The organism is Microbacterium sp. ACRRU (assembly GCF_022346945.1).
GTDB lineage: Bacteria > Actinomycetota > Actinomycetes > Actinomycetales > Microbacteriaceae > Microbacterium > Microbacterium mcarthurae.
The window spans coordinates 120800-143695 of record NZ_JAKRNI010000002.1 but is presented as its reverse complement, the minus strand read 5'-3'; the positions used below and the strand labels follow the sequence as shown (position 1 = coordinate 143695).

Sequence of the window (22896 nt, the reverse complement as noted above, 5' to 3'; positions counted from 1 at the left end):
AGTCACCATGGGAAAGCTCTTCTACGGTTCCGACCCGCAGCCGATCGAAATCGACGACCGTCTGCTGCAGTACCTTCAGGTCGTCACCTCGACCAAGCTGCGGCGCAGCGAGTCCTTCACGTTCACGTGGACGGACGCCGCCGCCTCGCACGCACGCACGACCCTCTGGATCCAGACGGCGATCCCGCTGCGATTCCTCTACGTGAGCCCCGAGGCCGAGCGACTGTCCGGCGCGTACCTGCGTCAGCTCGCGGACCAGGCTGCGATGTCATCGGGTCTGATGCTCGACGCCGCCACCTGGCAGCAGAACGAGAGCGCGCACCGCGCCCCCCTCGCCGCTGCCGCCTGACCCTTCCACCCCAGTGCACCCGCCCTCGTCGACGAGGGCGGGTGTCGTCGTTCCTGGGTCTGTACGGCCCTGACGTCTGCGTGCGTCCCCGGCACCGCTCCGCGTAGATTGACGCCTATGGCGCGTTCCGTCGCACTGCTACGCGGGGTCGGTGGACCCACGGCCCTGAAGATGTCCGCGCTACGCGAGGTGCTGGCATCCGCGGGCCTGGGTGAGGTCACGACGCTGCAGGTGGCCGGGAACATCGTGCTCGACCATGGCGGCCGCTCCCGCGATGAGGTCGCCGGGACGACTCAGGCTGCCGTGCGCGGAGGCTTCGGCTTCGACCTTCCGGTGCTCGTGCGTTCGCACGCCGAGCTGGCGGACGCGCACGCGCGCAATCCTTTCGCCGATGCGGCCGAAGGACGATGGGTGCAGACGGTGTTCCTCGACGCGGTCCCCGCGGTGAGACTGGATCTCCCCGGCGGCATCCCCGAGGAGGCCGTGCTCGACGGCCGCGAGGTGTTCGTCCGCTACCCCGAGGGGATCGGCGGTTCGAAGCTGCAGGCGGGATGGTTCGAGAAGCGCCTCGGCGTGACCGGCACCGCACGCAACGCCAACACGATCGCGAAGCTCATCGCGCTCAGCGCCTGAGCCGGCGACGCGAGGTTCGGGCGCGAAACGGCGTTTGGGGCGCGGCATCCCCCGCCCCAAACGGCGAATTGCGCCCCAAACCCCGCCGGAAGCGGCGTCAGTGGAAGAAGTGCCGCTCTCCCGTGAAGAACATCGTCACGCCGGCGGCCCGAGCCGCATCGACGACCTCGGAGTCCCGCACTGAACCGCCGGGCTGGATGATCGCGGAGATCCCCGCGTCGATCAACACCTGGGGCCCGTCGGCGAACGGGAAGAAGGCATCGGATGCCGCGATCGAGCCGGCGGCACGGTCACCGGCTCGCTCCACCGCCAGGCGGCACGAATCGACGCGGTTCACCTGACCCATGCCGATGCCGACGGTCGCGGATCCCTTGGCGAGCACGATCGCGTTCGACTTCACCGCGCGGCAGGCCTTCCACGCGAAGATCAGGTTCGTCATGTCCTCGTCGGCGGGCCGCTCGCCCGAGACGAGCTCCCAGTTCTTGGCGACGGACTCGATGTCGTCGGGGAAGCGATCGGCGTCCTGCAGGAGCAGACCACCCGAGACCAGGCGCACGTCCATCGGCTCCTGCCGCCAGTCGGCGGGCAGCTGCAGCACGCGCAGGTTCTTCTTCAGCTTGAACACCTCAAGCGCCTCGGGCTCGAAGTCGGGGGCGATGATGACCTCGGTGAAGATGTCGCGCAGGTTCTCGGCCATCTTGAGCGTCACGGTACGGTTCGCGGCGATGACACCACCGAACGCCGACACCGGGTCGCACTCGTGCGCGCGCAGGTGCGCCGAGGCGATGGGGTCGAGCGCGTTGGGGGCCGTGACCGCGATACCGCACGGGTTGGCGTGCTTGATGATGGCGACGGCGGGCTTGACCATGTCGAACGCAGCGCGGAGGGCCGCATCGGCGTCGACGTAGTTGTTGTACGACATCTCCTTGCCCTGCAGCTGCGTCGCCTGGGCGATGCCGTGGCCGCCGACGCGCGTGTAGATCGCCGCGCGCTGGTGCGAGTTCTCCCCGTACCGCAGGGTCGACAGGCGCTCGGCCTGAATGGTCAGATGCGCCGGCAGGTCGATGTCGTCGCCGAGCGTCCCCTCGGCGAACCACGTCGACACGGCCGTGTCGTACGCGGCGGTGTGCGAGAACGCGCGCGCGGCGAGCTCGCGACGCTGGACGAGCGAGGTGCCGCCGTTGCGCTGCAGGGCCTCGACGATCGCCGGGTACGACTCGGGCGAGACGACGATGGCCACGTTGGCGTGGTTCTTGGCGGAGGCGCGCACCATCGCGGGGCCCCCGATGTCGATCTGCTCCACGACGTCGTCGCCCTCGGCTCCGGATGCCACGGTCTCGACGAACGGGTACAGGTTCACCACGACGAGCTCGAACGGAAGGATACCGAGCTCTTCGAGCTGCGCTTCGTGACTGGCCAGGCGCAGGTCGGCGAGGAGCCCCGCGTGCACGCTCGGGTGGAGGGTCTTCACACGGCCGTCGAGCGACTCGGGGAATCCGGTCACTGCGGAGACGTCGGTGACGTCGAAACCGGCGTCACGAATGGTCGCGGCGGTGGAGCCGGTCGAGACGATCTCGACGCCCGCCCCCGCGAGGGCCTGGGCGAAGTCCAGCAGTCCGGTCTTGTCGCTCACCGACACCAGCGCGCGGCGGATGGGGACGACGTCACGGGGACGGTAGTCGGCGGGGTCGTGGCGGGGTCCGGCCATGGCTGCGGCTCCTGTGTCTCGTGTCGGGGTTCGGAAGGCGCGGGCGGGTGGCCGCCGCGAGGTTCAGGGGGTGCGGGATGCCACGGCATCCAGATCGAGGTCGCCCTCGGCGATGCGACGGACGACGTCGATCAGCAGACGTCGTTCGACGGGCTTGATGCGGTCGTGGAGCGAGGTCTCGTCGTCGCCGGGGAGGACGGGGATCCGCTCCTGCGCGAGGATCGGCCCCGTGTCGACGCCCGAGTCGACGACGATGACGCTCGCACCGGTTTGGGTCGCGCCCGCGCGAAGCGCATCGCGCACGCCGTGGGCGCCGGGAAACTCGGGCAGGTAGGCCGGGTGGGTGTTGATGATGCGCGGTTCCCACTCGGCGACGAGATCGGCCGGCAGCAGGCGCATGAGTCCGCTCAGCACGACGAGATCGGGCTGCCACACGCGCAGCTGCGCACCGAGCTCGGCGCCCCACTCCGCCCGCGACGCGAAGGCGTCGAACGGCACCAGGAAGGTCGGGATGCCGAAGTGCTCCGCGTGGGCAAAGCCCTCGGCTTCGCGGTCGGCACCGACCGCGATCACGCGCGCCGGGAAGTCGGAGGCGGCAGCCGCCTCGAGCAGGGCGCGGAGGTTGGAGCCGGTGCCGGAGATGAGAACGGCGACCGTGAGCACGGAGGTCAGTCTACGGGGCGCGGGTCGCGGCCGTCGGTCGCGTCGCTTCCGGAGCCGTCGCCCCACTCGCGGGGAAGCGGCTCCATGCGCGCCCACGCCTCGCGGATCCGAGCCTGCACGTCGTCGTCGGCGTGCGGGCCCGCGGGTGGATCGGCCTCCGCGGCGTGCGTGCGGTCACCCGCCGGCTTGTCCTCGGCGTCGATGTGCGCGCGGTCATCCGCCGACCCGACGGCCCACGCGAACGGTGCCGCGGGCGCGGAGCCGGACCATCGCATCCGCGCCTCGTCGTGGTCGAGCTCGCGCTCGCGCTCGCGCTCGCTCGTGAGTGAGCCGCTGGGGATCTCCGCCGACCCGCGCCGCGACCGCGGCGGGCGCGGCGAGAGCAGCAGGATGCCGAGGCCGACCAGCACCTCGAGGCCGAGGGCGAGCGCGAGCGGCCCCGGCTCCGGACCCGTCGCGGCCAGGCGGCCGGGCCCGATCGCCCCGCTCGAGAGAACGGCGATCAGCGCCCCCGCTCCCCCGGTCAGGACGGCGACAGACAGCGCCACGGTGAGTCGCGGCCCGACGGGCGTGTGCCCGTCGCGCTCGGGAAACTGAGACCGCAGGATCCATCCGGTCAGCGCGCCGACGGCAACGGGAAGCAGCGCCAGCATCAGCAACCAGGGCGATGTCGCCTCCGGAATGATGCCCAGGACGGGAATCGCGGGCATCGCCCCCACCTGCGTCGCCGCGGGGGTGACCGCGGTGCCGACGCCCACGGCGAACCCGGGACCGGCGGCGAACGACACCGCCCACAGCACGAGCGTCGGGAGGTAGAGGAGCTGACCGAGGGCGAGCACGGTCGCACCGATCGCGTCGACGTTGCTCGCCTGGAACAGGCCGATGATCTGCTGTCCCCGCGCGAGAAGACCCGCCGCGACGACGATCCCGCCCACCGCCATCAGGCCGAGGGCGACCACCGCGATGCCCTGAAGGATGAGGGTCGGCACGGGCGCCCAGGATGCCGGCATCCGGTCGCGCCAGCCGCGGAGCCGATCGACCGGACCGTCGTCGCCCACCCGCCAGGCCCCGGTGGCGGCGCCCACGAACGCCGGGAGGGCGAACACGAGCGCGGGGAACAGGATCGCGTGCCAGACCTCGAACGAGACCAGCGGGGCGGACGACGACACCGCGACGAGCGCGGCGAGCCCCGTGAAGACGAGCGACCCGGATAGCCAGCCGGTCAGCGCGGCGCCCGACTCGGCTGCACGCTTGCCGGAGCGAGCGGCGAACAGCCCGGTGAACACCGCGAAAGCGAGGGGTGCCAGCGACAGCGTGAACGTCGCGAGCGCCGGGTCGACCCCCGTCGCCGCGAGGTACGTGTCGGGCAGGGTCACCGTGATCGGGACGAAGTGCCCCAGGTGCCACACGGCGGCCGCCGCGGGCCACAACGCCGACCAATCGGCGTCGCCCAGCGCGAACACCCACAGGAGCGCCAACGGGGCCAGCACGACGGCGAGGCCGACCGCGGCGGCCAGGAGCGCGTCGAGGGCGGCGAGGAGGGCGACGAGGAGACGATGCATGAGCAGACCGACCCTACCCGCGCCGTCCGACACCGCCCCTCAGGCGCGGCGGGCGGAGCGATTCGCGCGTCTCGCCCGAGTCGCCCGAGTGGCGTGAGTCGCCAAGATTTGTCGCCCACGGGGCTTCCGAGGCGACAAATTCTGGCGACTCACGCGGGGCGGGGCGGTCAGTCGACGGGCTCGAGGACGAAGATCTCGATGCGGCGCTCGGTCTTGCGCTGGTACTCGTCGTAGTCGGGCCAGACCGCGACCGCCCGCGCCCACCACTCGTCACGTTCGGCGCCCTCGGCCTGGTGCGCCTCGTACTCGCGCTTGACGTCGCCGTCCTGCAGCTCGACGCGCGGGTTCTTCACGAGGTTGTAGAACCAGGCGGGATGCTCGGGGGCTCCTCCTTTGGATGCCACGACGAGATACCGACCGTCATGCTCGACGCGCATGAGGGCGGTCTTGCGCAGGCCCCCCGTTTTTGCTCCGACGGTCGTGAGGACGATGATGGGAACACCCCGCAGCTCCGCGGCCTCCTGGCCACCCGTGGCCTCGAAGGTCTCGGCCTGCGTGCGGGCCCATTCGCTGGTACTGGGCAGATACTCTCCTGAGAGCGGCATGTCCCCCACGATAGGCCCGCTCCCCCTCCCCGGCATCGCCTCTCCCCTCTTTTCCTGGAGCTTTCCATGAGCACGTCCGCTCCCGAGACCACCGCCGCCCCCGCACCGAAGAACGCGCTCGACCGGTTCTTCGAGATCACCGCGCGCGGCTCGTCCGTCGGCGCCGAGGTGCGCGGTGGCGTGGTCACCTTTGTGACGATGGCCTACATCGTCATCCTGAACCCGATCATCCTGTCGGGCACGCCCGACGTCGCCGGCAATGAGCTGGGTTTCCCGCAGGTCGCCGCCGTCACGGCGCTCACCGCGGGCGTGATGACGATGCTGTTCGGCCTGGTCACTCGCCTGCCGTTCGCCTTCGCCGCGGGGCTCGGCATCAACTCGTTCCTCGCGGTCGGCATCGTCGGCGGGGTCACGTGGCCCGAGGCGATGGGCCTGGTCGTCATCAACGGCCTCATCATTGTGCTGCTCGCCATCACGGGTCTGCGCCGCATGATCTTCGAGGCCGTGCCTCTGGCGCTCAAGACGGCGATCACGGTCGGCATCGGTCTGTTCATCGCGTTCATCGGCTTCGTCGACAGCGGGCTCGTCACCGCCACCGGACTCTCGTCGCCCCCGGTGGGCCTGGGGGTGCAGGGGTCGATCGCGACGATTCCGACCGCGCTGTTCGTGCTCACGCTGCTGATCACGGCTGTCCTCATGGTCCGCAAGGTCAAGGCCGCGCTGCTCATCGGTCTGCTCAGCGGCACCGTGATCGCCGTGGTCGTGGAGGCCATCGCCCAGCTCGGAGCCCGTTCGGAAGACAACCCCGGCGGGTGGGGCCTCAGCGTCCCGACCCTGCCGTCGCAGTGGGTCGGGCTCCCCGACCTCTCGCTGGTCGGTCAGGTCGACCTCGTCGGCTCGTTCGGCCGCATCGGCGTACTGGCCGCGCTCATGCTGGTCTTCACGCTCGTCTTCACGAACTTCTTCGACGCCATGGGCACGATGACGGGGCTTTCCCGCGAAGCGGGACTGGCATCCCCCGACGGCACCTTCCCGCGTCTGCGATCGGCCCTGGTCATCGAGGGCATCGGCGCGGTTGCGGGCGGTGCGACGTCCTCGTCGTCGAACACGGTGTTCATCGAGTCGGGCTCGGGCATCGGCGAGGGCGCGCGGACGGGCCTCGCGAACGTCGTGACGGGCGGACTGTTCCTGCTCGCGATGTTCTTCACGCCGCTGACGAGCATCGTCCCCACCGAGATCGCCGCCGCAGCGCTGGTCATCGTCGGGGCGCTCATGATGGGGCAGATCCGTCACGTCGACCTCAGCGACCTGTCGGTCCTCGTTCCGGTGTTCCTGACCGTGACGGTCATGCCGCTGACCTACTCGATCGCGAACGGCATCGGTGCGGGATTCGTCAGCTGGGTCGTCGTCCAGGCCCTGTCGGGTCGCGCCCGCCGGGTGAGCCCGCTGCTGTGGATCGTGGCCGCCGGGTTCGTCGTCTTCTTCGCGCGCGGCCCTGTGGAGTCGCTGCTCGGCTAACCCGCGCCGTCTCTGGGGCCCGGATGCCATGGCATCCGGGCCCCTTTCGCGTCTGGTCGCGGCCCGGTCGGCGGGGCTCCGTCGCCCGCGGCGAAAGCGCACGTTCGGGTCGAGCGCACACCCCGAAACAGCGAAGGGCCCGGATGCCAATGGCATCCGGGCCCGGGAGCGGGAGCGTCAGAGGCTCTCGATGATCTCGCGCATCAGGGCGGCGGTCTCGGACGGCGTCTTGCCGACCTTCACACCGGCGGCCTCGAGGGCCTCCTTCTTCGCCTGGGCGGTGCCGGCGGAGCCGGAGACGATGGCGCCGGCGTGGCCCATGGTCTTGCCCTCGGGGGCGGTGAAGCCGGCGACGTAGCCGACGACCGGCTTCGTGACGTTCGCCTTGATGAAGTCGGCCGCGCGCTCCTCGGCGTCGCCACCGATCTCGCCGATCATGACGATCGCCTTCGTCTCGGGGTCGGCTTCGAACGCGGCGAGCGCGTCGATGTGCGTGGTGCCGATGACCGGGTCGCCGCCGATGCCGATGGCGGTCGAGAAGCCCAGGTCGCGCAGCTCGAACATCATCTGGTAGGTCAGCGTGCCCGACTTCGACACGAGGCCGATGGGGCCCTTGCCGGTGATGTTCGCGGGCGTGATGCCGACGAGCGCCTCACCGGGGGTGATGATGCCGGGGCAGTTCGGCCCGATGATGCGGGTCTTCTCGCCCTTCGACTTCGCGTAGGCCCACGCCTCGGCGGTGTCGCCGACGGGTACGCCCTCGGTGATGACGACGAGCAGCGGGATCTCGGCGTCGATGGCCTCGACCATCGCGTCCTTCGTGAAGGCCGGGGGCACGAACGCGATCGACACGTCGGCGCCGGTCTCGCGGATGGCCTCTTCGACCGACGCGAAGACGGGGAGTTCGACGTCGTTGCCGGCGGCATCCTTGTGCGCGACCGTCGTGCCGGCCTTGCGGGCGTTCACGCCGCCGACGACGTTGGTGCCGGCCTTGAGCATGAGAGCGGTGTGCTTGGTGCCCTCACCGCCGGTGATGCCCTGGACGATGACCTTGGAGTCCTTGTTGAGGTAGATCGACATCTTCGTATCCCTTACGCGTTGGCCAGCTCGGCGGCCTTGTCGGCGCCCTCGTCCATACCGGCGGCGAGGGTCACGAGCGGGTGGTTGGCGGCGGCGAGGATCGCGCGACCCTCTTCGACCTGGTTGCCGTCGAGACGGACCACGAGCGGCTTGGTGGCGGTGTCGCCGAGGATCTCGAGCGCCTTCACGATGCCCTCCGCGACGGCGACGCACGAGGTGATGCCACCGAAGACGTTGACGAACACGCTCTTGACCTGCTCGTCGCCGAGGATGACGTCGAGGCCCGCGGCCATGACGGTCGCCGAGGCGCCGCCACCGATGTCGAGGAAGTTGGCCGGCTTGACTCCGCCGTGGTTCTCCCCGGCGTAGGCGACGACGTCGAGGGTCGACATGACCAGGCCCGCGCCGTTGCCGATGATGCCGACCTGGCCGTCGAGCTTGACGTAGTTGAGGTCGTGCTGCTTGGCCTTGGCCTCGAGCGGGTCGGCGGCATCCTTGTCTTCGAGCTCTTCGTGCTCGGGGTGGCGGAAGCCGGCGTTCTCGTCGAGCGAGACCTTGCCGTCGAGGGCGATGATGTCGCCGTCCTCGGACTGGATGAGCGGGTTCACCTCGACGAGCGTGGCGTCCTCACCCTTGTACACGTTGTAGAGCTTGACGAAGACGTCGGCGACCTTGGGGGCCAGCTCGTCGTCGAACTTCGCGGCCTTCGCGATCTCGAGCGCCTTCTCGGGCGTGATGCCCTCGAGCGGGTCGACCTCGACCCGGGCGAGCGCCTCGGGACGCTCGACGGCGAGCTCTTCGATCTCCATGCCGCCCTCGACGCTGGACAGCGACAGGTAGGAGCGGTTGGCGCGGTCGAGCAGCACCGAGAAGTAGAACTCCTTGGCGATGCGGGCGCCCGCGGCGACCATGACGCGCTTGACGACGTGGCCCTTGATGTCGAGGCCGAGGATGGCCTGCGCGGCCTCGAAGGCCTCGTCGGGGGTCTTGGCGACCTTCACGCCGCCGGCTTTGCCGCGGCCTCCGGTCTTGACCTGAGCCTTGACGACGACGACACCGCCGAGCTTCTCCGCGGCCGCCTTCGCCTCCTCAGGGGTGTCGGCGATGATGCCGGCGAGCACCGGCACCTCGTACTTCTCGAACAGATCACGTGCCTGGTACTCGTACAGATCCACGGACAATCCTTCGCTGGGCGATCGGTGGTGGGAGGAGACGAATCTCTCGATATCAAGAGATCTCGCCAGGGGTCCACCCTACTAGACGGGGCTGAATGGCCCGGACGCGTCCGGCGTCAGATCCACCCGCGCTCGCGCGCGTGAATCGTCGCCTGCTGCCGGCTCGCCAGACCGAGTTTGCCCAGCACCGAGAGACGTGGTTGCGCACGGTGCCGGCCGACAGGTGCAGGGATGCCGCGATCTCGGCGACCGTCTCCCCGCGGGCGCCGGCGCGGAGCACGTCGAGCTCCCGGTCGGTGAGGGGGCTGCGTTCGTCGCTCAGGGCGTCGGCGGCGATCTCGGGGTCGACGTACCGGCGCCCGGCGGCGACCTCGCGGATCACCGCGGCCACGTCATCCGCCGGTCGCGACTTGGGCAGGAACCCGTCGACTCCAGCCCCGAGCGCCCGCCGCAGCACACCGGGCCGGGCGTGGCGCGTCACGATGACGCAGCGCGAGGGGACGCGTCGCAGGATGCGCGCGGCGGTGTCGACACCGTCCATTCCGGGCATCTCGAGGTCGAGCAGGCACACGTCGGGTCGGAGACGCTCTGCTTCGGCGAGCGCGGTCTCGCCGTCGCGGCATTCGGCGACGACGTCGAGGTCGTCTTCCAGCCGCAGGAGCGCGGCGAGCGCCGTGCGGATCATGTCCTCGTCGTCGGCGATGAGCACCCGGATCACGCGCGCACCTCCTCGGGCACCCGCACCGTGACCCGGAACAGGTCGCCCGCGCGGGCGGCATCCATCGATCCTCCGACGGAGCCGACGCGCTCGGCCATTCCGGCCAGGCCCGCTCCTTCGCCCGCGGGCGAGTCGGGTGACGGGAGGTCGTTCTCGACGGTGAGCACCCACTCGCCGCGGTGGCGGGCGAGGGCGAGGGATGCCGAGACTCCCCCGCCGTGCTTGAGCACATTGGTCGTCGCCTCGCGGATCACCGGGCCGAGCACGTCAGCCGGCGCGCGGCCGGCCTCGGCGTCGATCAGCAGCTCGACCGTGAGGCCGGCGGCGCGGAGCAGGTCGGCGGCGTTGGCGAGTTCGTCGGGCAGCGGCACACCCCGGAAACGGGTCGCGAGGTCGCGTGTTCCGCGGCGCGCTTCGTCGACGCTGGCGCGTGCGGCTCGCACCTGCTCGACGGCCGCCTCGGGGTCGCGCCCCATCATCTTCTCGGCCAGTTCCAGCTGCAGCGCGATCACCTGCAGGTGGTGGCCCTGGAGGTCGTGGAGGTCGCTCGCGAGGCGGAGCCGCTCCTGCGCGGCGGCGAGGCGCCCCTCCGCACGGCGCGCGCGGTCGAGCTCGCGCACGATGTCCCACCACCAGAGCGAGGTCGCCGCGATCGTCGGCAGCAGCGCGACGAACAGCACGATCCCGAACAGGGCGGCGGCGTCGCCCGCGGGGGTGACGCGGGTGGCATCCACGATCCAGACGGCGACGATGACGACCATGAGCAGGGTCACCAGGCGCAGACGGATGCCGTTGCGCCACCGCACCAGGCACAGGATGTAGGCCGCGATGCACGTGCCCAGGACCACCGACCCCGTGCCGAACGCCATCGCCGTCGCCGCGGCGACTCCGACGAGGACGAGGACCCAGGGCGGACGGGTTCGGATGTCGTCCCCGCCGTCCACGGGCTCGCGCCGGTACCGCGTGAGGAGAGCGGTCGCCGCGGCGAACGAAGCGGCCGAACCGGCGAAGAACAGGCCGATCGCGAGGGGCGCCGGCAGCAGGGTCGGACGCACGAGCATCGGCACCGACCAGATCCCGATCGCCGTCACATGGAACAGCAGGATCGACCCGGCCGTGTACCACCAGGTCACCCGGACATCGCGGGCGTACGACGTGGTGGCGGCGGGGGTGCTCACCCCGGCCACTGTACGGCCGTGACATTCGTCATGGGTGAGGCGGCACTTCTTCCGGGATGCCGGTGACGCGGCGACACTGCCCCGATCGCAGCGCTGTCGCTGGGATGGAATCACCGCGGAACCCGCCGCGAACCGACCCCCGGAGCACCCCATGACGAACCCCCTGTCCGACCTCATCCTCGGCTTCCAAGATCTCGTCGCCGCCGTGCCCGACCTCGTGCAGCCCCTCATCGTGGCTCTCGCCGGTGCGGTGCCGTTCATCGAGGGCGAGGGGGCCGCAGCGATCGGCATCATCGGCGGCATCCATCCCGTCGTCGCGGCGATCGCCGGCGCGGTCGGCAATCTGCTGTGCGTCGCGGTCGTCGTGCTGGCCACCTCTCGCGTGCGCACCGCCGTCACCACCCGCCGCGGGGGCTCGGCCGAGCCGCAATCCCCGCGTCGGCAGAAGTTCGAGCGGGCCTACCACCGCTACGGCACCGCGGGCGTGAGCCTCCTCGGTCCGCTGCTGCTCCCCACGCAGTTCACGGCCGCCGCCCTCACGTCCACCGGCGTTCCGCCCCTGCGCGTGATCGCGTGGCAGGCCGCGGCGATCGCGCTGTGGACGACGGCGGTGACGCTGGTCATCGCGGGTGTCATCCGATTCGCGGGGTGAGTGGGGTGGCATCCGGCGTTGCATGCATCCCGTTCCGTGCTGGCGTGTCGAGTGTCAGCCGGTACAGCGGCCCATCCGCATGGATGCCATACTCGGCGAGCGAGGCGCGGGAAGCGCCACGGAAGGAGCAGTCCGAGTGGAGGTAGAGCCCGGCATCTACGAGCACTTCAAGGGCCAGCGGTACGAGGTGTTCGGAATGGCGAGGCACTCGGAGACCGAGGAGGTCTTCGTGTCGTACCGCAAGCTCTACGACGACTACTCGCACTGGGTGCGGCCCGTGGAGATGTTCCTGGGGGACGTGGAACGGGACGGGTACTCCGGGCCGCGTTTCCGGCGAGTCCAGGAGAAGATCAGCGACGCCGGGCACCCTCCGCGCGCGACCCCTGCCGCGCCGCGGCGATGAAGGACAGCCCGATACCGATGACCGCCGGTGCGATGAGCAGCACGGGCAGCCCCCATCCGGGGCGGATGTCGAAGCGCCCCAGACGGCGCCCTCCTTCGAACAGCGGCAGGCCGAAGAGGTCCTCGGACACCGTCGCCTCCGCCGTCGTGGCACGCGCCGCGGCGAACGCCTCCGCGTAATTGACGCCCGCGATGATGATCCCGACGACCCAGAGGACGATGCACGCCGTCGCCACCCCCACGAGCGCGAGGCGCGCGATCTGCCCGGTCGTCATGCGGTCCATGCGAGTCGGTCCCTTCTCCTGCGGTGGCGCGAACGCACCGTGACGGGCGCTCATGCCCGGCGGGGTGGCATCCCTCACGAGGCCCGCCGGGCGCCCACGCGGCGCGTTGTCTCACTCAAGCCACGGCGGCACCTCCTGGGCTCACGCCGGCGGAGAAATCGCCACGGCCGACACGGCAAATCACCCTCGCTGGTCTTCGCCGGGACCACATCGACCCTCGACATGCCGTTTCCTCCCGCGTGACGCGGACTGCCGCCCGTGCCCCGGTCGTAGGCTTCCGGTCATGACCGACGCTCCCACCCCGCCCGGCCGCACCGCGGTCGTGGCCGCCGCGATCGCGCTCTTCGCCGAGCGCGGGTACGACCAGACGTCGGTCGAGCAGATCGCGCAGGCTGCGAGGGTGTCGCGGTCGACGTTCTTCCGCCAGTTCGGCGGGAAAGAAGACGTGGTGTTCGCCGACCACGAGGTGCTCCTCGACGAGACGCGCACGTTCCTGGCGCAGCCGCACGACGACCCGTGGGCCGCCGTGTGCGACGCGTCGATGCGGGTGTTCCGGCACTTCGCCGCCGACCCCGAGCTCGCGCGGCGCCGCTACGCCATCGTGCGTGAGGTGCCGGTGCTCCGCGACCGCGAGATCGTGACGGTATTCCGCTACGAGCGCCTGTTCGACGAGTACCTTCGCGAAGCGCTCCCCGGACTCGACCCCCTGGATGCCGTCGGCTTCTCGGCCCTCGTCACCGCCGTGCACAACCACGTGCTGCGCCGGCTCATGCGCGGCGCTCGGGTGCCGGCATCCACTCTCCGCCGTGCTCTCGACGACGTGCTGCGCCGGTACGGCGTGCACCCCGACGGCGACGATGCCGCGGGCGACGACCTCATCGTCGCGGCGTTCCCGCGGCGGATGCCGGCCGCCGAGGTGACGCGCCGCCTGCGCGCGACCCTGCCGCAGTAGCCGGGCGCCGCGCCCAGCCGGATGTCGCGTCCGCGTTGCGCGCTCCCTCCCAGGCGTCGCGCCCGCGCTGCGCGCTCACTCCCAGGCGTCGCGCCCGCGCTGCGCGCTCCCCGGGTTGAGTGTCCACAACACGCGGATGCCACCCGGGCCCGTCCGCGTGTTTTGGACACCGAACCCGGCAGTGACGCCGCGACGCGACGCGCGCCACAGCTGCTCGGGCCCCAGGTCAACTCAGTGTCCACAACACGCGGACGCGACGCCCGCCCATCCGCGTGTCTTGGACACCGAACCCCACGCACCGTCGCCAAGCACCGCCGCCCGCGACCCCACCCCTACTCAGTGTCCACAACACGCGGATGCCACATAGACCCATCCGCGTGTCCTGGACACCGAAACCCCGCCAGCACGCCCGCCGTGACACCCAGTACCACCATGAGCGATACTGAGTACATGAGCACCGACGCCCAGCCCCGCACACTCCCCGGCGAGCGCATCGCCTCGTACGACCTTCTCGGCCGCCGTGACACCGACTACTACGCGGTGTTCGCCGACATCCCCGACGCCGATCGCGATGCATGGGACCGCGCCAAGACCTTCATCGACGAGGTCGGCACCCGCATGCAGGCCGAGTGGGATGCCGCGACCTACCCGGTCGAACTCCTCCGGCGCATGGGCGAGCTCGAGCTGTTCACCGACGGCATCGAGCATCCCGACCTTCCCGCGTCGTCGCCGCTCGCTGCGGGTCTGGTGAACATGGAGGTCTCGCGCGGCGACGGGTCGCTCGCCACCGCCCTCGCGGTGCAGGGCGGTCTCGCGCTACGGACGCTGGCGATGTTCGGCTCCCCCGAGCAGCAGGCGCGCTGGCTGCAGCCCCTCGCCGATGGCTCGGTGCTCGGCGCCTTCGCGCTGACCGAGCCCGATCACGGCTCCGACTCCGTCTCCCTCGAGACCACCGCCACCCGCACCGACGACGGGTGGTCGCTGAGCGGGACGAAGAAATGGATCGGCAACGGCGCCTCCGGCGGCATCACCTTCGTCTGGGCACGAGTGGATGCCGAGGGCGACGACGACCACGACAAGGTCCGCTGCTTCCTCGTCGAGCAGGAGACCCCGGGCTACACGGGCACGGTCATCACGGGCAAGGTGTCGCTGCGCGGCATCCATCAGGCCCACATCGCCCTCGACGGGGTGCGTCTTCCCGCGGATGCCGTGCTCCCGGGCACGCACACCTTCAAAGATGCGTCGGCGGTGCTGTTCGCCACGCGCTCCGGCGTCGCGTGGTCCGCGCTCGGTCACGCGACCGCGTGCTACGAGGCGGCGAGGACGTATGCCACCGAGCGCATTCAGTTCGGCAAACCGCTCGCGAAGTTCCAGATGGTGCAGGAACGCCTCGCGCAGATGCTCGACGAGCTCACCGCGATGCAGCTGTACTGCCGTCGTCTGGCCGACCTCGAGACCTCCGGGGGCCTGCGTCCCACCCAGGCGTCGCTCGCGAAGTACCACAACACCCGCGCCGCCCGCCGCGTGGCCGCGATCGCGCGCGATCTGCTCGGGGGCAACGGCATCCTGCTGGAGAACGGCGTCATGCAGCACATGGCCGACATCGAAGCCATCCACACGTACGAGGGCACCGAGAGCGTGCAGGCGCTCCTCCTCGGCCGCGACATCACGGGCATGAGCGCGTTCGCCTGATCCCGGATGCCACGACCCCGGCGCCTAATCCGCGCCGGGGTCGCGCGCAACCCGCGTCGCCGATGTCGGAGGTCACCGCTACCGTCGTGGCATGAGCCTGTTCTCTCGCCGTCCCGCGCACCGCGACGCCGTCGCGTCGGCGATCACCCACACCGAGCAGACGCCGCCGCGCAGCCTGTGGTCCGACGGGTTCGGACGGCTCGCGGTGCGAGCCGTGCAGATCATCATCGTCGTCATCTTGCTGGCGGGCCTGATCTGGGGGATTCAGCAGGTGACCCTGGTCATCATCCCGCTGATCCTGGCGCTCATCTTCGCCTCCGCGTTCGGCCCCGTCACGATGTGGATGCGCCGCAAGGGTGTGCCGGCCGTGCTGGCTACGTTGCTGACGCTGCTCGCCGTCGTCGTCGTCCTCGGCGCGCTCGGGTGGCTCGTCGTCAATGCCGTCATCGACCAGTGGAGCTACCTCAGCGCGCAGGCCGTGGAGGGCTTCCAGCAGGCGCAGGACTGGTACCACACCCTGCCGTTCGCGATCCCGCCCGACCAGGTCAACGCCGCCCTGGAGGGTATCGGCGACTTCGTCACGAGCGCCCAGTTCGGCACGGGCGCTCTCGCCGGTGTGAGCGCGGTGGCCTCGTTCATCACGGGCTTCGTGCTGATGGTCGTGATCCTGTTCTTCTTCCTCAAGGACGGCCCCCGCATGTGGGAGTTCGTGCTCCGTCCGTTCCGCGGCAGCGACTACGACCGCGCCCGCCGCATCGGTGATAAGACCGTGACGGTGCTGGGCTCGTACGTGCGCGGTACGGCGTCGGTCGCGGCCGTCGACGCGATCGGCATCGGCATCGGCCTGGCGATCCTGCAGGTGCCGCTCGCGCTGCCGCTCGCCGTGCTCGTCTTCCTGCTCGCGTTCGTGCCGATCGTGGGCGCCGTGACCGCGGGCATCCTCGCCGCCCTCGTGGCCCTCGTCACCAACGGGTGGGTCGTGGCACTGATCGTCGTCGGAATCGTCGTGCTCGTGAACCAGCTCGAGGGCAACTTCCTCCAGCCGGTCCTCATGGGCCGGTCCATGAAGCTGCACGCGTTCGTCGTGCTCGTGGTCCTCGCCGGCGGCACCGCGATCGGCGGCATCCTGGGCACCCTCCTCGCGGTGCCGCTGACCGCGGTGGCGTGGGGCATCATCAGCGTCTGGAACGGCCCCGACGAGCCCGCCGAGTGGGCGCGCCGCAAGAAGCGCCGCAACCCGGTTCCCCTCGCCGGGGGCGAGAGCGAGGACTGACGCGATGCCGTACGACATCCCCGCGCCGATGCTGGCGAAGGCCGTGCCGTCCGTCCCCGAACCCGGCAAGGTCGCGGGCGGGTTGTCGTACGAGCCGAAGTGGGACGGCTTCCGTGCCCTCGTGTCGTGGGACGGCACCGATGTCGAGATCGGCAGCCGCGGTGCGAAACCTCTCACGCGATACTTCCCCGAACTGGTCGACGCCTTCGCCCGGCTGCTCCCCGAGCCGTGCCTGATCGACGGCGAAGTCGTCGTCGCGCGCGGTGAGTCCGGCGCGCAACGCCTGGACTGGGAGGCTCTGTCGCAGCGCATCCACCCCGCCGCTTCGCGCGTGAAGCTGCTGTCCGAGCAGACACCGGCGATGTTCATCGCGTTCGATCTGCTCGCCCGGGGCGACCGCGACCTGCAGGACGAGCCGTTCGCAGAGCGCCGCGCGCAGCTGGTCGACCTTCTCGGATCGGTGCCGCACCCCGTCCACGTCACCCGCACCACCGACGACCCTGAGCTGGCGCAGCGCTGGCTCGCCGAGTTCGAGGGTGCGGGTCTGGACGGCGTCGTGGCCAAGCCGCTCGCGCAGCCCTACGCACCGAACAAGCGCACGATGTTCAAGATCAAGCACGCGCGCACCGCCGACGTCGTCGCGCTCGGTTATCGCATCCACAAATCCGGTCAGGGCGTCGGGTCGCTGCTCGTCGGTCTGTACGACGACGCGGGCCGCCTCCACGGCGTCGGCGGGGTGTCCGCATGGACCGACAAACGTCGCCTCGAGCTCATCGACGAACTCGCACCGCTCGTCGAGCGGGATGCCGAGGGCGAAGCCGTCGTGGGCGAGACCGATCGGTCACGCTTCTCGGCATCCAAAGACGTGTCGTTCGTGCGCCTGCGTCCCGAGCGTGTGCTCGAAGTCCGGTACGACCAGCTCGAAGGCATGCGCTTTCGCCACACCGTGCAGTTCGAACGCTGGCGCCCCGACCGCGACGCCCGATCCTGCACGTTCGAGCAGCTCGAGACGGTCGGCGCGTACGACCTCGGCGACGTCCTGGACTGACCGGCGCCGCGAGGGGTTACTCCGCCGGGGTCTTGGCGCGCGACGGCTGCACCCGCGGCGGCTCGCCCGGCATCTTCGGGAACTCGGGCGGAAACGGGAGCTCGCCCAGGCCCGCGTCGAGGTCGCGCTGCCACCACTCCAGGAGCGTGTCGATGCGGCCCGGTTTCGCGGCGAAATCCGCCCACGGGTCGCCGATGGATGCCAGCCGCTCGGGCACCGATCGCACCGTGAAGGCCGCGGGGTCCACGGCATCCAGCTCGTCCCATCCAACCGGCGTCGACACCGTCGCTGACGGCAGAGCCCGAGGAGAGTAGGCGCCGGCCATGGTGCGGTCACGGTTGGCCTGGTTGAAGTCGACGAAGATGCGCTCGCCCCGCTCCTCCTTCCACCAGTGGGTGGTCACGGCATCCGGCATCCGCCGCTCCAGCTCCCGGGCCGCGGCGATCACCGCGTGCCGGACATCGAGGAACTCGTGGGTCGGCTCGATCGGGCAGAACACGTGCAAGCCGCGGTTACCGCTCGTCTTCGCCCACGCCTCGAGGCCGGCCTCGCGCAGCACGGCCCGCAGTTCGTGTGCCGCGTTGACGGCCTCGGCGAAGCCGGTGCCCGGCTGCGGGTCGAGGTCGATGCGCAACTCCACCGGGTGGTCGGGGTCGCTCGCCAGCGACGCCCACGGGTGGAACACGACGGTGTTCATCTGCGCCGCCCACACCGCCGAGCCGATCTCCGTGAGGACGAGCTGTGGATGCCTCCGACCGCTGTTGTAGGTCACGGTCACGGCCTCGACGAACTCCGGCGCCCCCTTCGGCGGGTTCTTCGAGAAGAAGCTCTCGCCCCCGACCCCGTCGGGGAAGCGTTCGAGCGAAACCGGTCGGCCGCCGTTGGCCGCGAGGAACGGTTCTGCCACCGCGATGAGGTACTCCGCCAGCTCCCGTTTGGTGATCCCGACCTCGGGCCACAGCACACGGTCGGGGTTGGACAGACCGATCTCGCGATCGCCGTCGGGGCCGGGCACGGTGAGCGTGATGCGCGGGGATGCCATGTCCCGACGCTAACGGTCCGGCGGCGCCGTGTCTGCCCCGCCCCGCGCGTGAGGTGCCAAGATTTGTCGCCTCGACCTGCGTCGAGGCGACAAATCTTGGCATCTCACGCGCTAGGCGACCGGTGGTGCGGCGGGGCGCCTACAGTCGGAACATGACCTTCCGTACCGCCCTCGATGTCGCCGATTGGCGGCGCCGCATCTTCGCGCTCTACGCGGCCGTACGTGACGCCGATGACCCCGAAGACGCGCACGAGCTGTGGCGCATCGAACGCGATGCCCTGTTCGCCGATCACCCCGCCACTCCCCTGCTGCCGGAGCAGCGCGAGGGATTCGCGGGCCTGCCGCTCGCACCGTACGACGCGGCATGGCGGTTCGAGGTGCCGCTGCAGGAGGCCGACGAGGCGTCCTTCGTGGCCACGACCGGCACCGACGGCGACGTCGGCTTCGAACGCATCGGCCGTGTCGAACTCCCCGACACCGGCTCGCTCGACGTGTGGAGGCTGACGTCGTACGGGGGCGGACTGTTCGTGCCGGTGCGTGACGCATCGGCCGGTCGCCCCGGGGGGACGTACGGCGGCGGGCGCTACCTTCTCGACACCATCAAGGGCGCCGACCTCGGCCCGGGCGCTACGCCCGACACCCTCGTCATCGACTTCAACTTCGCTTACAACCCGTCGTGCGCGTACGACCCCGCCTGGGCCTGTCCGCTCGCCCCCGTCGGGAACGTCCTGCCGGTCGCCGTTCCCGTCGGCGAGCTGTACGGGGCGTAAAGACCCGACCGGGCGGCTACTGCGCCGCTTCGGCGAGTTCGAGCACGCCCGCGAGGTCGTCGCGGTTCAGCCGGATCCACGGCCCGGCCGGGTCGACGAGAAGGCCGGTCAGCCCGTCGTCACCGGCGATGGCCTTGGCCAGCTGCTCGATCTTGAGGGGCACCGGCTGATCCCCGCGTCCGAGGGCGAGCAGCTCGAGCGGGTGCGAGAACACTTCGAGGTAGCGCTCGCCCGTGGCGGTCCGCGACTCGGCGACGCCGACGCGCCCGTCTTCGGCGGCCTGATTCACGGCGATCCACAGCGGCGCACCGGCGAGGATCGCGTCGACGACCGTGGATGCCGTGGACTCGGTGCGCTTCTCGCTCAGCGCGGTCTTGATGCGCAGGTCGGGGTCGGCCTCGGACACCATGCGCTCGAGCAGGGCGGTGGGAAGCACGGCACGGGCGTCGCCGGACGCGTGGTCGAGCACGACGCCGGCATAGGGGCCGCCGAGGACGTGTCGCAGCAGGGCCATGACGGGCTGCCCCATCGCGGAGGTGTCGCGATCGCCGTCGGCCTGGACGCTCTGCGTGAGCGCCTGACCGCTGCTGTAGGCGAGGACGAGCTGCTCTTCGCCGCGGGTGGCGATGGCGAGCGGGAGGTCCTTGCCCTCGGCGAGGAGGGCTCGCGCATCGCCCTTGACGCGCAGGAAGACGTGTCCCTGCAGCAGCTGGCGCGCGACGTTGAGGAGCTGCGCGGCCTCGGCCTGGCCGCTGATCTCCCCGAGGGCGGTGGCCAGCAACGCGTTGTCGCGCAGACCGGGAATGGACTCGAATCCCTCGGGCGCCTCCATGGGCCCGGGCTGACGAGCAGACGGTCGCGCGGCGACCGGGGGCGCCGCGTCGGCGGCGGGGGTCGCGTCGACAGCGCCCACGCCCCGGAACGAAGAAGTCGAGATCGTGACGTTCGGCACCGGAGCAGCCTCGGCGTCGGTGCTGTCCGACACGGTCGCGTCGTCCGGGCCGGAGGGATCGACGGGCTGCTCCCCCGGTTCGATCACACCCTCGGGGCGGTGGGCCGATACATCACCGGAATCGGAATTCTTGCGGCGCGAGAAAAGTGCCATTGTTCGACCCTAGCCGTGGCGAGCCCCACACCGGCGTGTCGCCCGCCGCCTCACAGCTTGGAGATCGGCGCGATCTTGACGAGCAGCTTCTTCGCTCCGACGGTGTCGAACCGCACGTGCGCCACACGCTTCGCGCCCTCACCGGTGATGGCATCCACACGCCCTTCGCCGAAGTCGTCGTGGCGGATGCGATCCCCGGCGGCCAGTTCCATGTCGCCGTTGTCGCGCACCTTGGCGGGGATGCGGTTGGGGAACTTGCTCGGGTCGGCCGGCGCGCGCTTCGGTAGGGGGACGAGGTCGTCGCCGTACCGGCTGCCGCTCGTCCCGCCCTGGCCGGGGCGGCGGCCCCGCGCGTTGAGGGCGCGGGACTGGGTACCGCCGCGGCCGTTGACATCGCCCGGCGACTGACGCCAGTCGATGAGGTCGGCGGGTATCTCTTGCAGGAAGCGGCTCGGCATGGCGACCGTGACCTCGCCGAACTGCGCGCGCGTCATCGCCAGCGACACGTGTAGACGCTTGCGCGCCCGCGTGATGCCCACGTAGAACAGGCGTCGCTCTTCCTGCGGTCCGCCGGGTTCACCGGCCGAAATGCGGTGCGGCAGCAGATCCTCCTCGACACCGGTGAGGAACACCGCGTCGTACTCGAGGCCCTTCGCCGTGTGCAGGGTCATGAGCGAGACCGAGCCCGACGCGTCGTCGAGGTCGTCGGCATCCGCCACCAGCGCCACCTCGGTGAGGAAGTCGATGATCGTGCCGTCGGGGTTGTTGCGGGCGAACTCTCGCGTGACGGCGACGAGCTCGTCGAGGTTCTCGAGGCGCGCCTCGTCCTGAGGATCACGGCTGGCTCGCAGAGCATCGAAGTAACCGCTCTTGTTGAGCAGCAGCGTCAGGCCCTCGGTGACAGCGGTCGAGGGGGCGAGCTCGCCGGATGCCGGGAGCATCAGGGCGGAGGCCTCGCTTAGCACCGCGTCGAGCTGGTCGATCGCCTTCTGCAGCTTGGGACCGACCCCCAGTTGCGGGGAGTTGGCGAGGGCGTCGCGGAAGGTGATGCCGTGCTCGGCGGCGTAGCGGGCGATCGCCGTCTCGGTGACGTCGCCGATCCCGCGGCGGGGCTTGTTCAGGATGCGGCGCAGGGCCATCTCGTCGGCGGGGTTGGCCACGGCCACGAGGTAGGCGAGCGCGTCTTTGATCTCGGCGCGCTCGTAGAACTTGGTGCCGCCCATGATCTTGTACGGCACGGCCGACCGGATGAAGATCTCTTCCAGCGCACGCGACTGCGAGTTCGTGCGGTAGAACACCGCCATCTGCGCGTAGTCGACGCCCTTGCGGTGGAGGGCCTCGATCTCGTCGGCGACGAACTGCGCCTCGTCGTGCTGCGAGTACCCGGTGAACCCGATGATCGGGTCACCGGCGCCCACGTCGGTCCACAGCTTCTTGTCTTTGCGGTCGAAGTTGTTCGAGATCACCGCGTTCGCGGCGGACAGGATGTTCTGCGTCGACCGGTAGTTCTGTTCGAGCAGAACGACCTTCGCACCGGGATAGTCCCGCTCGAACTCGCTGATGTTGCGGATATCGGCGCCGCGGAACGCGTAGATCGACTGGTCGGAGTCACCGACGACGGTGAGCGACGCACCGCTCTCGGCCGCGGGCTCGGCCTGGAAGATCATCATGCCGCCCGCCGACATCGGCTCGGCGTCGCTGCCCGGCGGGCGGGTCAGCTCGTGGATGAGGGCGTACTGCGCGTGGTTGGTGTCTTGGTACTCGTCGACCAGGATGTGGCGGAACCGCTTGCGGTACACGTCGGCCACCTGCGGGAAAGCACGGAAGAGGTAGACCGTCTGAGCGATGAGGTCGTCGAAATCGAACGCGTTCGCGCGCTGCAGCTCGCGCTGATAGGCGGCGAAGATCTCGATGAAGACGCGCTCGGCGGGGTCGCTCGTGTTGGCCTGCCGCGCGTAGGACTCGGCATCGGCCAATTCGTTCTTGAGCTTCGAGATGCGACTCTGCGTGCCGGCGGGGGTCAGACCGAACGCGTCGCCCTCGTGCTCTTTCACGAGGCGCTTGATGAGCGCGCGGGAGTCGCCCGAGTCGTAGATCGTGAACGCCTTGGTGAAGCCGAACTGCTGCGCCTCGCGTCGCAGGATCCGCACGCACGCGGAGTGGAAGGTCGAGATCCACATGCCGTCGGCGCGCTGGCCGATCAGCTGGTGGACCCGCTCGCGCATCTCGCCGGCGGCCTTGTTGGTGAACGTGATCGCCAGGATCTGGCTCGGGTACGCCTCGCGCGTGCGCAGCAGGGACGCGATGCGTCGGGTGAGCACGCTGGTCTTGCCCGACCCGGCACCCGCGACGATGAGCAACGCCTGACCGCGATACGTCACGGCCTCGCGTTGCGGCCCGTTCAGCCCTTCGAGCAGGTCGGCGTCGGGTCGGGCGTCCGAGGGTGCGGAGGCACCGACGATGAGGGGCGTGGAGGCGTCGGTCATG

General features: G+C 70.4%; 21 protein-coding genes and 1 pseudogene. 10 read left to right on the top strand and 12 right to left on the bottom strand.

Annotated features, from left to right (window positions below; all coding sequences use genetic code 11):
- Window positions 1-7 precede the first annotated feature (7 nt).
- Window positions 8-349 (top strand): hypothetical protein, encoded by a 342-nt coding sequence (locus MHY30_RS02390; RefSeq protein ID WP_239274904.1) that lies wholly within the window; start codon window positions 8-10, stop codon window positions 347-349.
- Between the two features lie 117 nt (window positions 350-466).
- Window positions 467-982, top strand: coding sequence for a DUF1697 domain-containing protein (locus tag MHY30_RS02385; protein WP_239274903.1), 516 nt, complete (start codon window positions 467-469; stop codon window positions 980-982).
- Window positions 983-1079: 97 nt separating this feature from the next.
- Here MHY30_RS02385 and purH read toward each other — a convergent pair whose 3' ends face one another.
- The 4 genes from purH to MHY30_RS02365 all read right to left on the bottom strand — a co-directional run bounded on the left by purH (window position 1080) and on the right by MHY30_RS02365 (window position 5520).
- Entirely contained in the window at window positions 1080-2690 is a 1611-nt protein-coding gene (gene purH / locus MHY30_RS02380; protein ID WP_239274902.1) for a bifunctional phosphoribosylaminoimidazolecarboxamide formyltransferase/IMP cyclohydrolase, read from the bottom strand.
- Window positions 2691-2753: 63 nt separating this feature from the next.
- Complete coding sequence (gene purN, locus MHY30_RS02375) at window positions 2754-3353, bottom strand: phosphoribosylglycinamide formyltransferase (protein WP_239274901.1); 600 nt, start codon at window positions 3351-3353, stop codon at window positions 2754-2756.
- Between the two features lie 5 nt (window positions 3354-3358).
- Complete coding sequence (locus MHY30_RS02370; protein ID WP_239274900.1) at window positions 3359-4915, bottom strand: DUF6350 family protein; 1557 nt, start codon at window positions 4913-4915, stop codon at window positions 3359-3361.
- A 167-nt stretch (window positions 4916-5082) separates the two neighbouring features.
- Window positions 5083-5520 (bottom strand): nitroreductase family deazaflavin-dependent oxidoreductase, encoded by a 438-nt coding sequence (locus MHY30_RS02365; RefSeq protein ID WP_239274899.1) that lies wholly within the window; start codon window positions 5518-5520, stop codon window positions 5083-5085.
- A gap of 66 nt (window positions 5521-5586) precedes the next feature.
- Between MHY30_RS02365 and MHY30_RS02360 the strand changes: the two genes are divergently transcribed.
- Entirely contained in the window at window positions 5587-7038 is a 1452-nt protein-coding gene (locus MHY30_RS02360; protein WP_239274898.1) for an NCS2 family permease, read from the top strand.
- 177 nt (window positions 7039-7215) lie between these two features.
- Here the strand turns inward: MHY30_RS02360 and sucD are convergent, their stop codons facing one another.
- The 4 genes and pseudogenes from sucD to MHY30_RS15280 all read right to left on the bottom strand — a co-directional run bounded on the left by sucD (window position 7216) and on the right by MHY30_RS15280 (window position 11189).
- On the bottom strand, window positions 7216-8118 hold the full coding sequence (gene sucD / locus MHY30_RS02355) for a succinate--CoA ligase subunit alpha (RefSeq protein WP_239274897.1): 903 nt from the start codon (window positions 8116-8118) through the stop codon (window positions 7216-7218).
- A gap of 11 nt (window positions 8119-8129) precedes the next feature.
- Window positions 8130-9293 carry an ADP-forming succinate--CoA ligase subunit beta gene (gene sucC / locus MHY30_RS02350; protein WP_228162458.1) on the bottom strand — a complete coding sequence of 388 codons (1164 nt, stop codon included), beginning with the start codon at window positions 9291-9293 and terminating at the stop codon, window positions 8130-8132.
- A gap of 116 nt (window positions 9294-9409) precedes the next feature.
- Window positions 9410-10011 (bottom strand): annotated as a pseudogene (locus tag MHY30_RS02345) (DNA-binding response regulator).
- Window positions 10008-11189 carry a sensor histidine kinase gene (locus MHY30_RS15280; RefSeq protein WP_239274896.1) on the bottom strand — a complete coding sequence of 394 codons (1182 nt, stop codon included), beginning with the start codon at window positions 11187-11189 and terminating at the stop codon, window positions 10008-10010. Before MHY30_RS15280 ends, MHY30_RS02345 begins: the two are co-directional and overlap by 4 nt.
- Window positions 11190-11340: 151 nt before the next feature.
- Between MHY30_RS15280 and MHY30_RS02335 the strand changes: the two genes are divergently transcribed.
- Both MHY30_RS02335 and MHY30_RS02330 read left to right on the top strand, forming a co-directional pair.
- Entirely contained in the window at window positions 11341-11841 is a 501-nt protein-coding gene (locus tag MHY30_RS02335; protein WP_239274895.1) for a small multidrug efflux protein, read from the top strand.
- Between the two features lie 136 nt (window positions 11842-11977).
- Entirely contained in the window at window positions 11978-12244 is a 267-nt protein-coding gene (locus tag MHY30_RS02330; protein ID WP_239274894.1) for a DUF1653 domain-containing protein, read from the top strand.
- Here MHY30_RS02330 and MHY30_RS02325 read toward each other — a convergent pair.
- Entirely contained in the window at window positions 12192-12518 is a 327-nt protein-coding gene (locus tag MHY30_RS02325; RefSeq protein WP_239274893.1) for a transcriptional regulator, read from the bottom strand. The two genes, MHY30_RS02330 and MHY30_RS02325, sit on opposite strands and share 53 nt — an antisense overlap.
- A gap of 292 nt (window positions 12519-12810) precedes the next feature.
- On the opposite strand from MHY30_RS02325, the gene MHY30_RS02320 reads away from it, so the two are divergent.
- From MHY30_RS02320 to MHY30_RS02305, 4 genes are all read left to right on the top strand, one after another.
- Window positions 12811-13479, top strand: coding sequence for a TetR/AcrR family transcriptional regulator (locus MHY30_RS02320; protein WP_239274892.1), 669 nt, complete (start codon window positions 12811-12813; stop codon window positions 13477-13479).
- Window positions 13480-13929: 450 nt separating this feature from the next.
- Window positions 13930-15171, top strand: a complete 1242-nt coding sequence (locus MHY30_RS02315; RefSeq protein WP_239274891.1) for an acyl-CoA dehydrogenase family protein — start codon at window positions 13930-13932, stop codon at window positions 15169-15171.
- A gap of 91 nt (window positions 15172-15262) precedes the next feature.
- The gene (locus MHY30_RS02310; protein ID WP_239274890.1) at window positions 15263-16444 is read left to right on the top strand and encodes an AI-2E family transporter; all 1182 of its coding nucleotides are present in this window, start codon (window positions 15263-15265) and stop codon (window positions 16442-16444) included.
- Between the two features lie 4 nt (window positions 16445-16448).
- Window positions 16449-17492 (top strand): ATP-dependent DNA ligase, encoded by a 1044-nt coding sequence (locus MHY30_RS02305; RefSeq protein ID WP_239274889.1) that lies wholly within the window; start codon window positions 16449-16451, stop codon window positions 17490-17492.
- A gap of 16 nt (window positions 17493-17508) precedes the next feature.
- Here MHY30_RS02305 and ligD read toward each other — a convergent pair whose 3' ends face one another.
- The gene (gene ligD, locus MHY30_RS02300; protein ID WP_239274888.1) at window positions 17509-18534 is read right to left on the bottom strand and encodes a non-homologous end-joining DNA ligase; all 1026 of its coding nucleotides are present in this window, start codon (window positions 18532-18534) and stop codon (window positions 17509-17511) included.
- A 152-nt stretch (window positions 18535-18686) separates the two neighbouring features.
- Between ligD and MHY30_RS02295 the strand changes: the two genes are divergently transcribed.
- Window positions 18687-19304, top strand: a complete 618-nt coding sequence (locus tag MHY30_RS02295; protein ID WP_239274887.1) for a DUF1684 domain-containing protein — start codon at window positions 18687-18689, stop codon at window positions 19302-19304.
- A gap of 16 nt (window positions 19305-19320) precedes the next feature.
- Here MHY30_RS02295 and MHY30_RS02290 read toward each other — a convergent pair whose 3' ends face one another.
- Window positions 19321-20409 (bottom strand): SseB family protein, encoded by a 1089-nt coding sequence (locus MHY30_RS02290; protein WP_239274886.1) that lies wholly within the window; start codon window positions 20407-20409, stop codon window positions 19321-19323.
- A gap of 50 nt (window positions 20410-20459) precedes the next feature.
- Entirely contained in the window at window positions 20460-22895 is a 2436-nt protein-coding gene (locus MHY30_RS02285; RefSeq protein ID WP_239274885.1) for an ATP-dependent helicase, read from the bottom strand.
- Between the last annotated feature and the right edge of the window lies 1 nt (window position 22896).

Excerpts from the sequence above, each read along its gene's own strand:
- MHY30_RS02390 (WP_239274904.1), top strand. The coding sequence starts at position 8 with ATGGGAAAGCTCTTCTACGGTTCCGACCCGCAGCCGATCGAAATCGAC.
- MHY30_RS02385 (WP_239274903.1), top strand. The coding sequence starts at position 467 with ATGGCGCGTTCCGTCGCACTGCTACGCGGGGTCGGTGGACCCACGGCC.
- purH (WP_239274902.1), bottom strand. The coding sequence starts at position 2,690 with ATGGCCGGACCCCGCCACGACCCCGCCGACTACCGTCCCCGTGACGTC.
- MHY30_RS02370 (WP_239274900.1), bottom strand. The coding sequence starts at position 4,915 with ATGCATCGTCTCCTCGTCGCCCTCCTCGCCGCCCTCGACGCGCTCCTG.
- MHY30_RS02365 (WP_239274899.1), bottom strand. The coding sequence starts at position 5,520 with ATGCCGCTCTCAGGAGAGTATCTGCCCAGTACCAGCGAATGGGCCCGC.
- MHY30_RS02360 (WP_239274898.1), top strand. The coding sequence starts at position 5,587 with ATGAGCACGTCCGCTCCCGAGACCACCGCCGCCCCCGCACCGAAGAAC.
- sucD (WP_239274897.1), bottom strand. The coding sequence starts at position 8,118 with ATGTCGATCTACCTCAACAAGGACTCCAAGGTCATCGTCCAGGGCATC.
- MHY30_RS02335 (WP_239274895.1), top strand. The coding sequence starts at position 11,341 with ATGACGAACCCCCTGTCCGACCTCATCCTCGGCTTCCAAGATCTCGTC.
- MHY30_RS02325 (WP_239274893.1), bottom strand. The coding sequence starts at position 12,518 with ATGACGACCGGGCAGATCGCGCGCCTCGCGCTCGTGGGGGTGGCGACG.
- MHY30_RS02320 (WP_239274892.1), top strand. The coding sequence starts at position 12,811 with ATGACCGACGCTCCCACCCCGCCCGGCCGCACCGCGGTCGTGGCCGCC.
- MHY30_RS02315 (WP_239274891.1), top strand. The coding sequence starts at position 13,930 with ATGAGCACCGACGCCCAGCCCCGCACACTCCCCGGCGAGCGCATCGCC.
- MHY30_RS02310 (WP_239274890.1), top strand. The coding sequence starts at position 15,263 with ATGAGCCTGTTCTCTCGCCGTCCCGCGCACCGCGACGCCGTCGCGTCG.
- MHY30_RS02305 (WP_239274889.1), top strand. The coding sequence starts at position 16,449 with ATGCCGTACGACATCCCCGCGCCGATGCTGGCGAAGGCCGTGCCGTCC.
- ligD (WP_239274888.1), bottom strand. The coding sequence starts at position 18,534 with ATGGCATCCCCGCGCATCACGCTCACCGTGCCCGGCCCCGACGGCGAT.
- MHY30_RS02295 (WP_239274887.1), top strand. The coding sequence starts at position 18,687 with ATGACCTTCCGTACCGCCCTCGATGTCGCCGATTGGCGGCGCCGCATC.
- MHY30_RS02290 (WP_239274886.1), bottom strand. The coding sequence starts at position 20,409 with ATGGCACTTTTCTCGCGCCGCAAGAATTCCGATTCCGGTGATGTATCG.
- MHY30_RS02285 (WP_239274885.1), bottom strand. The coding sequence starts at position 22,895 with ATGACCGACGCCTCCACGCCCCTCATCGTCGGTGCCTCCGCACCCTCG.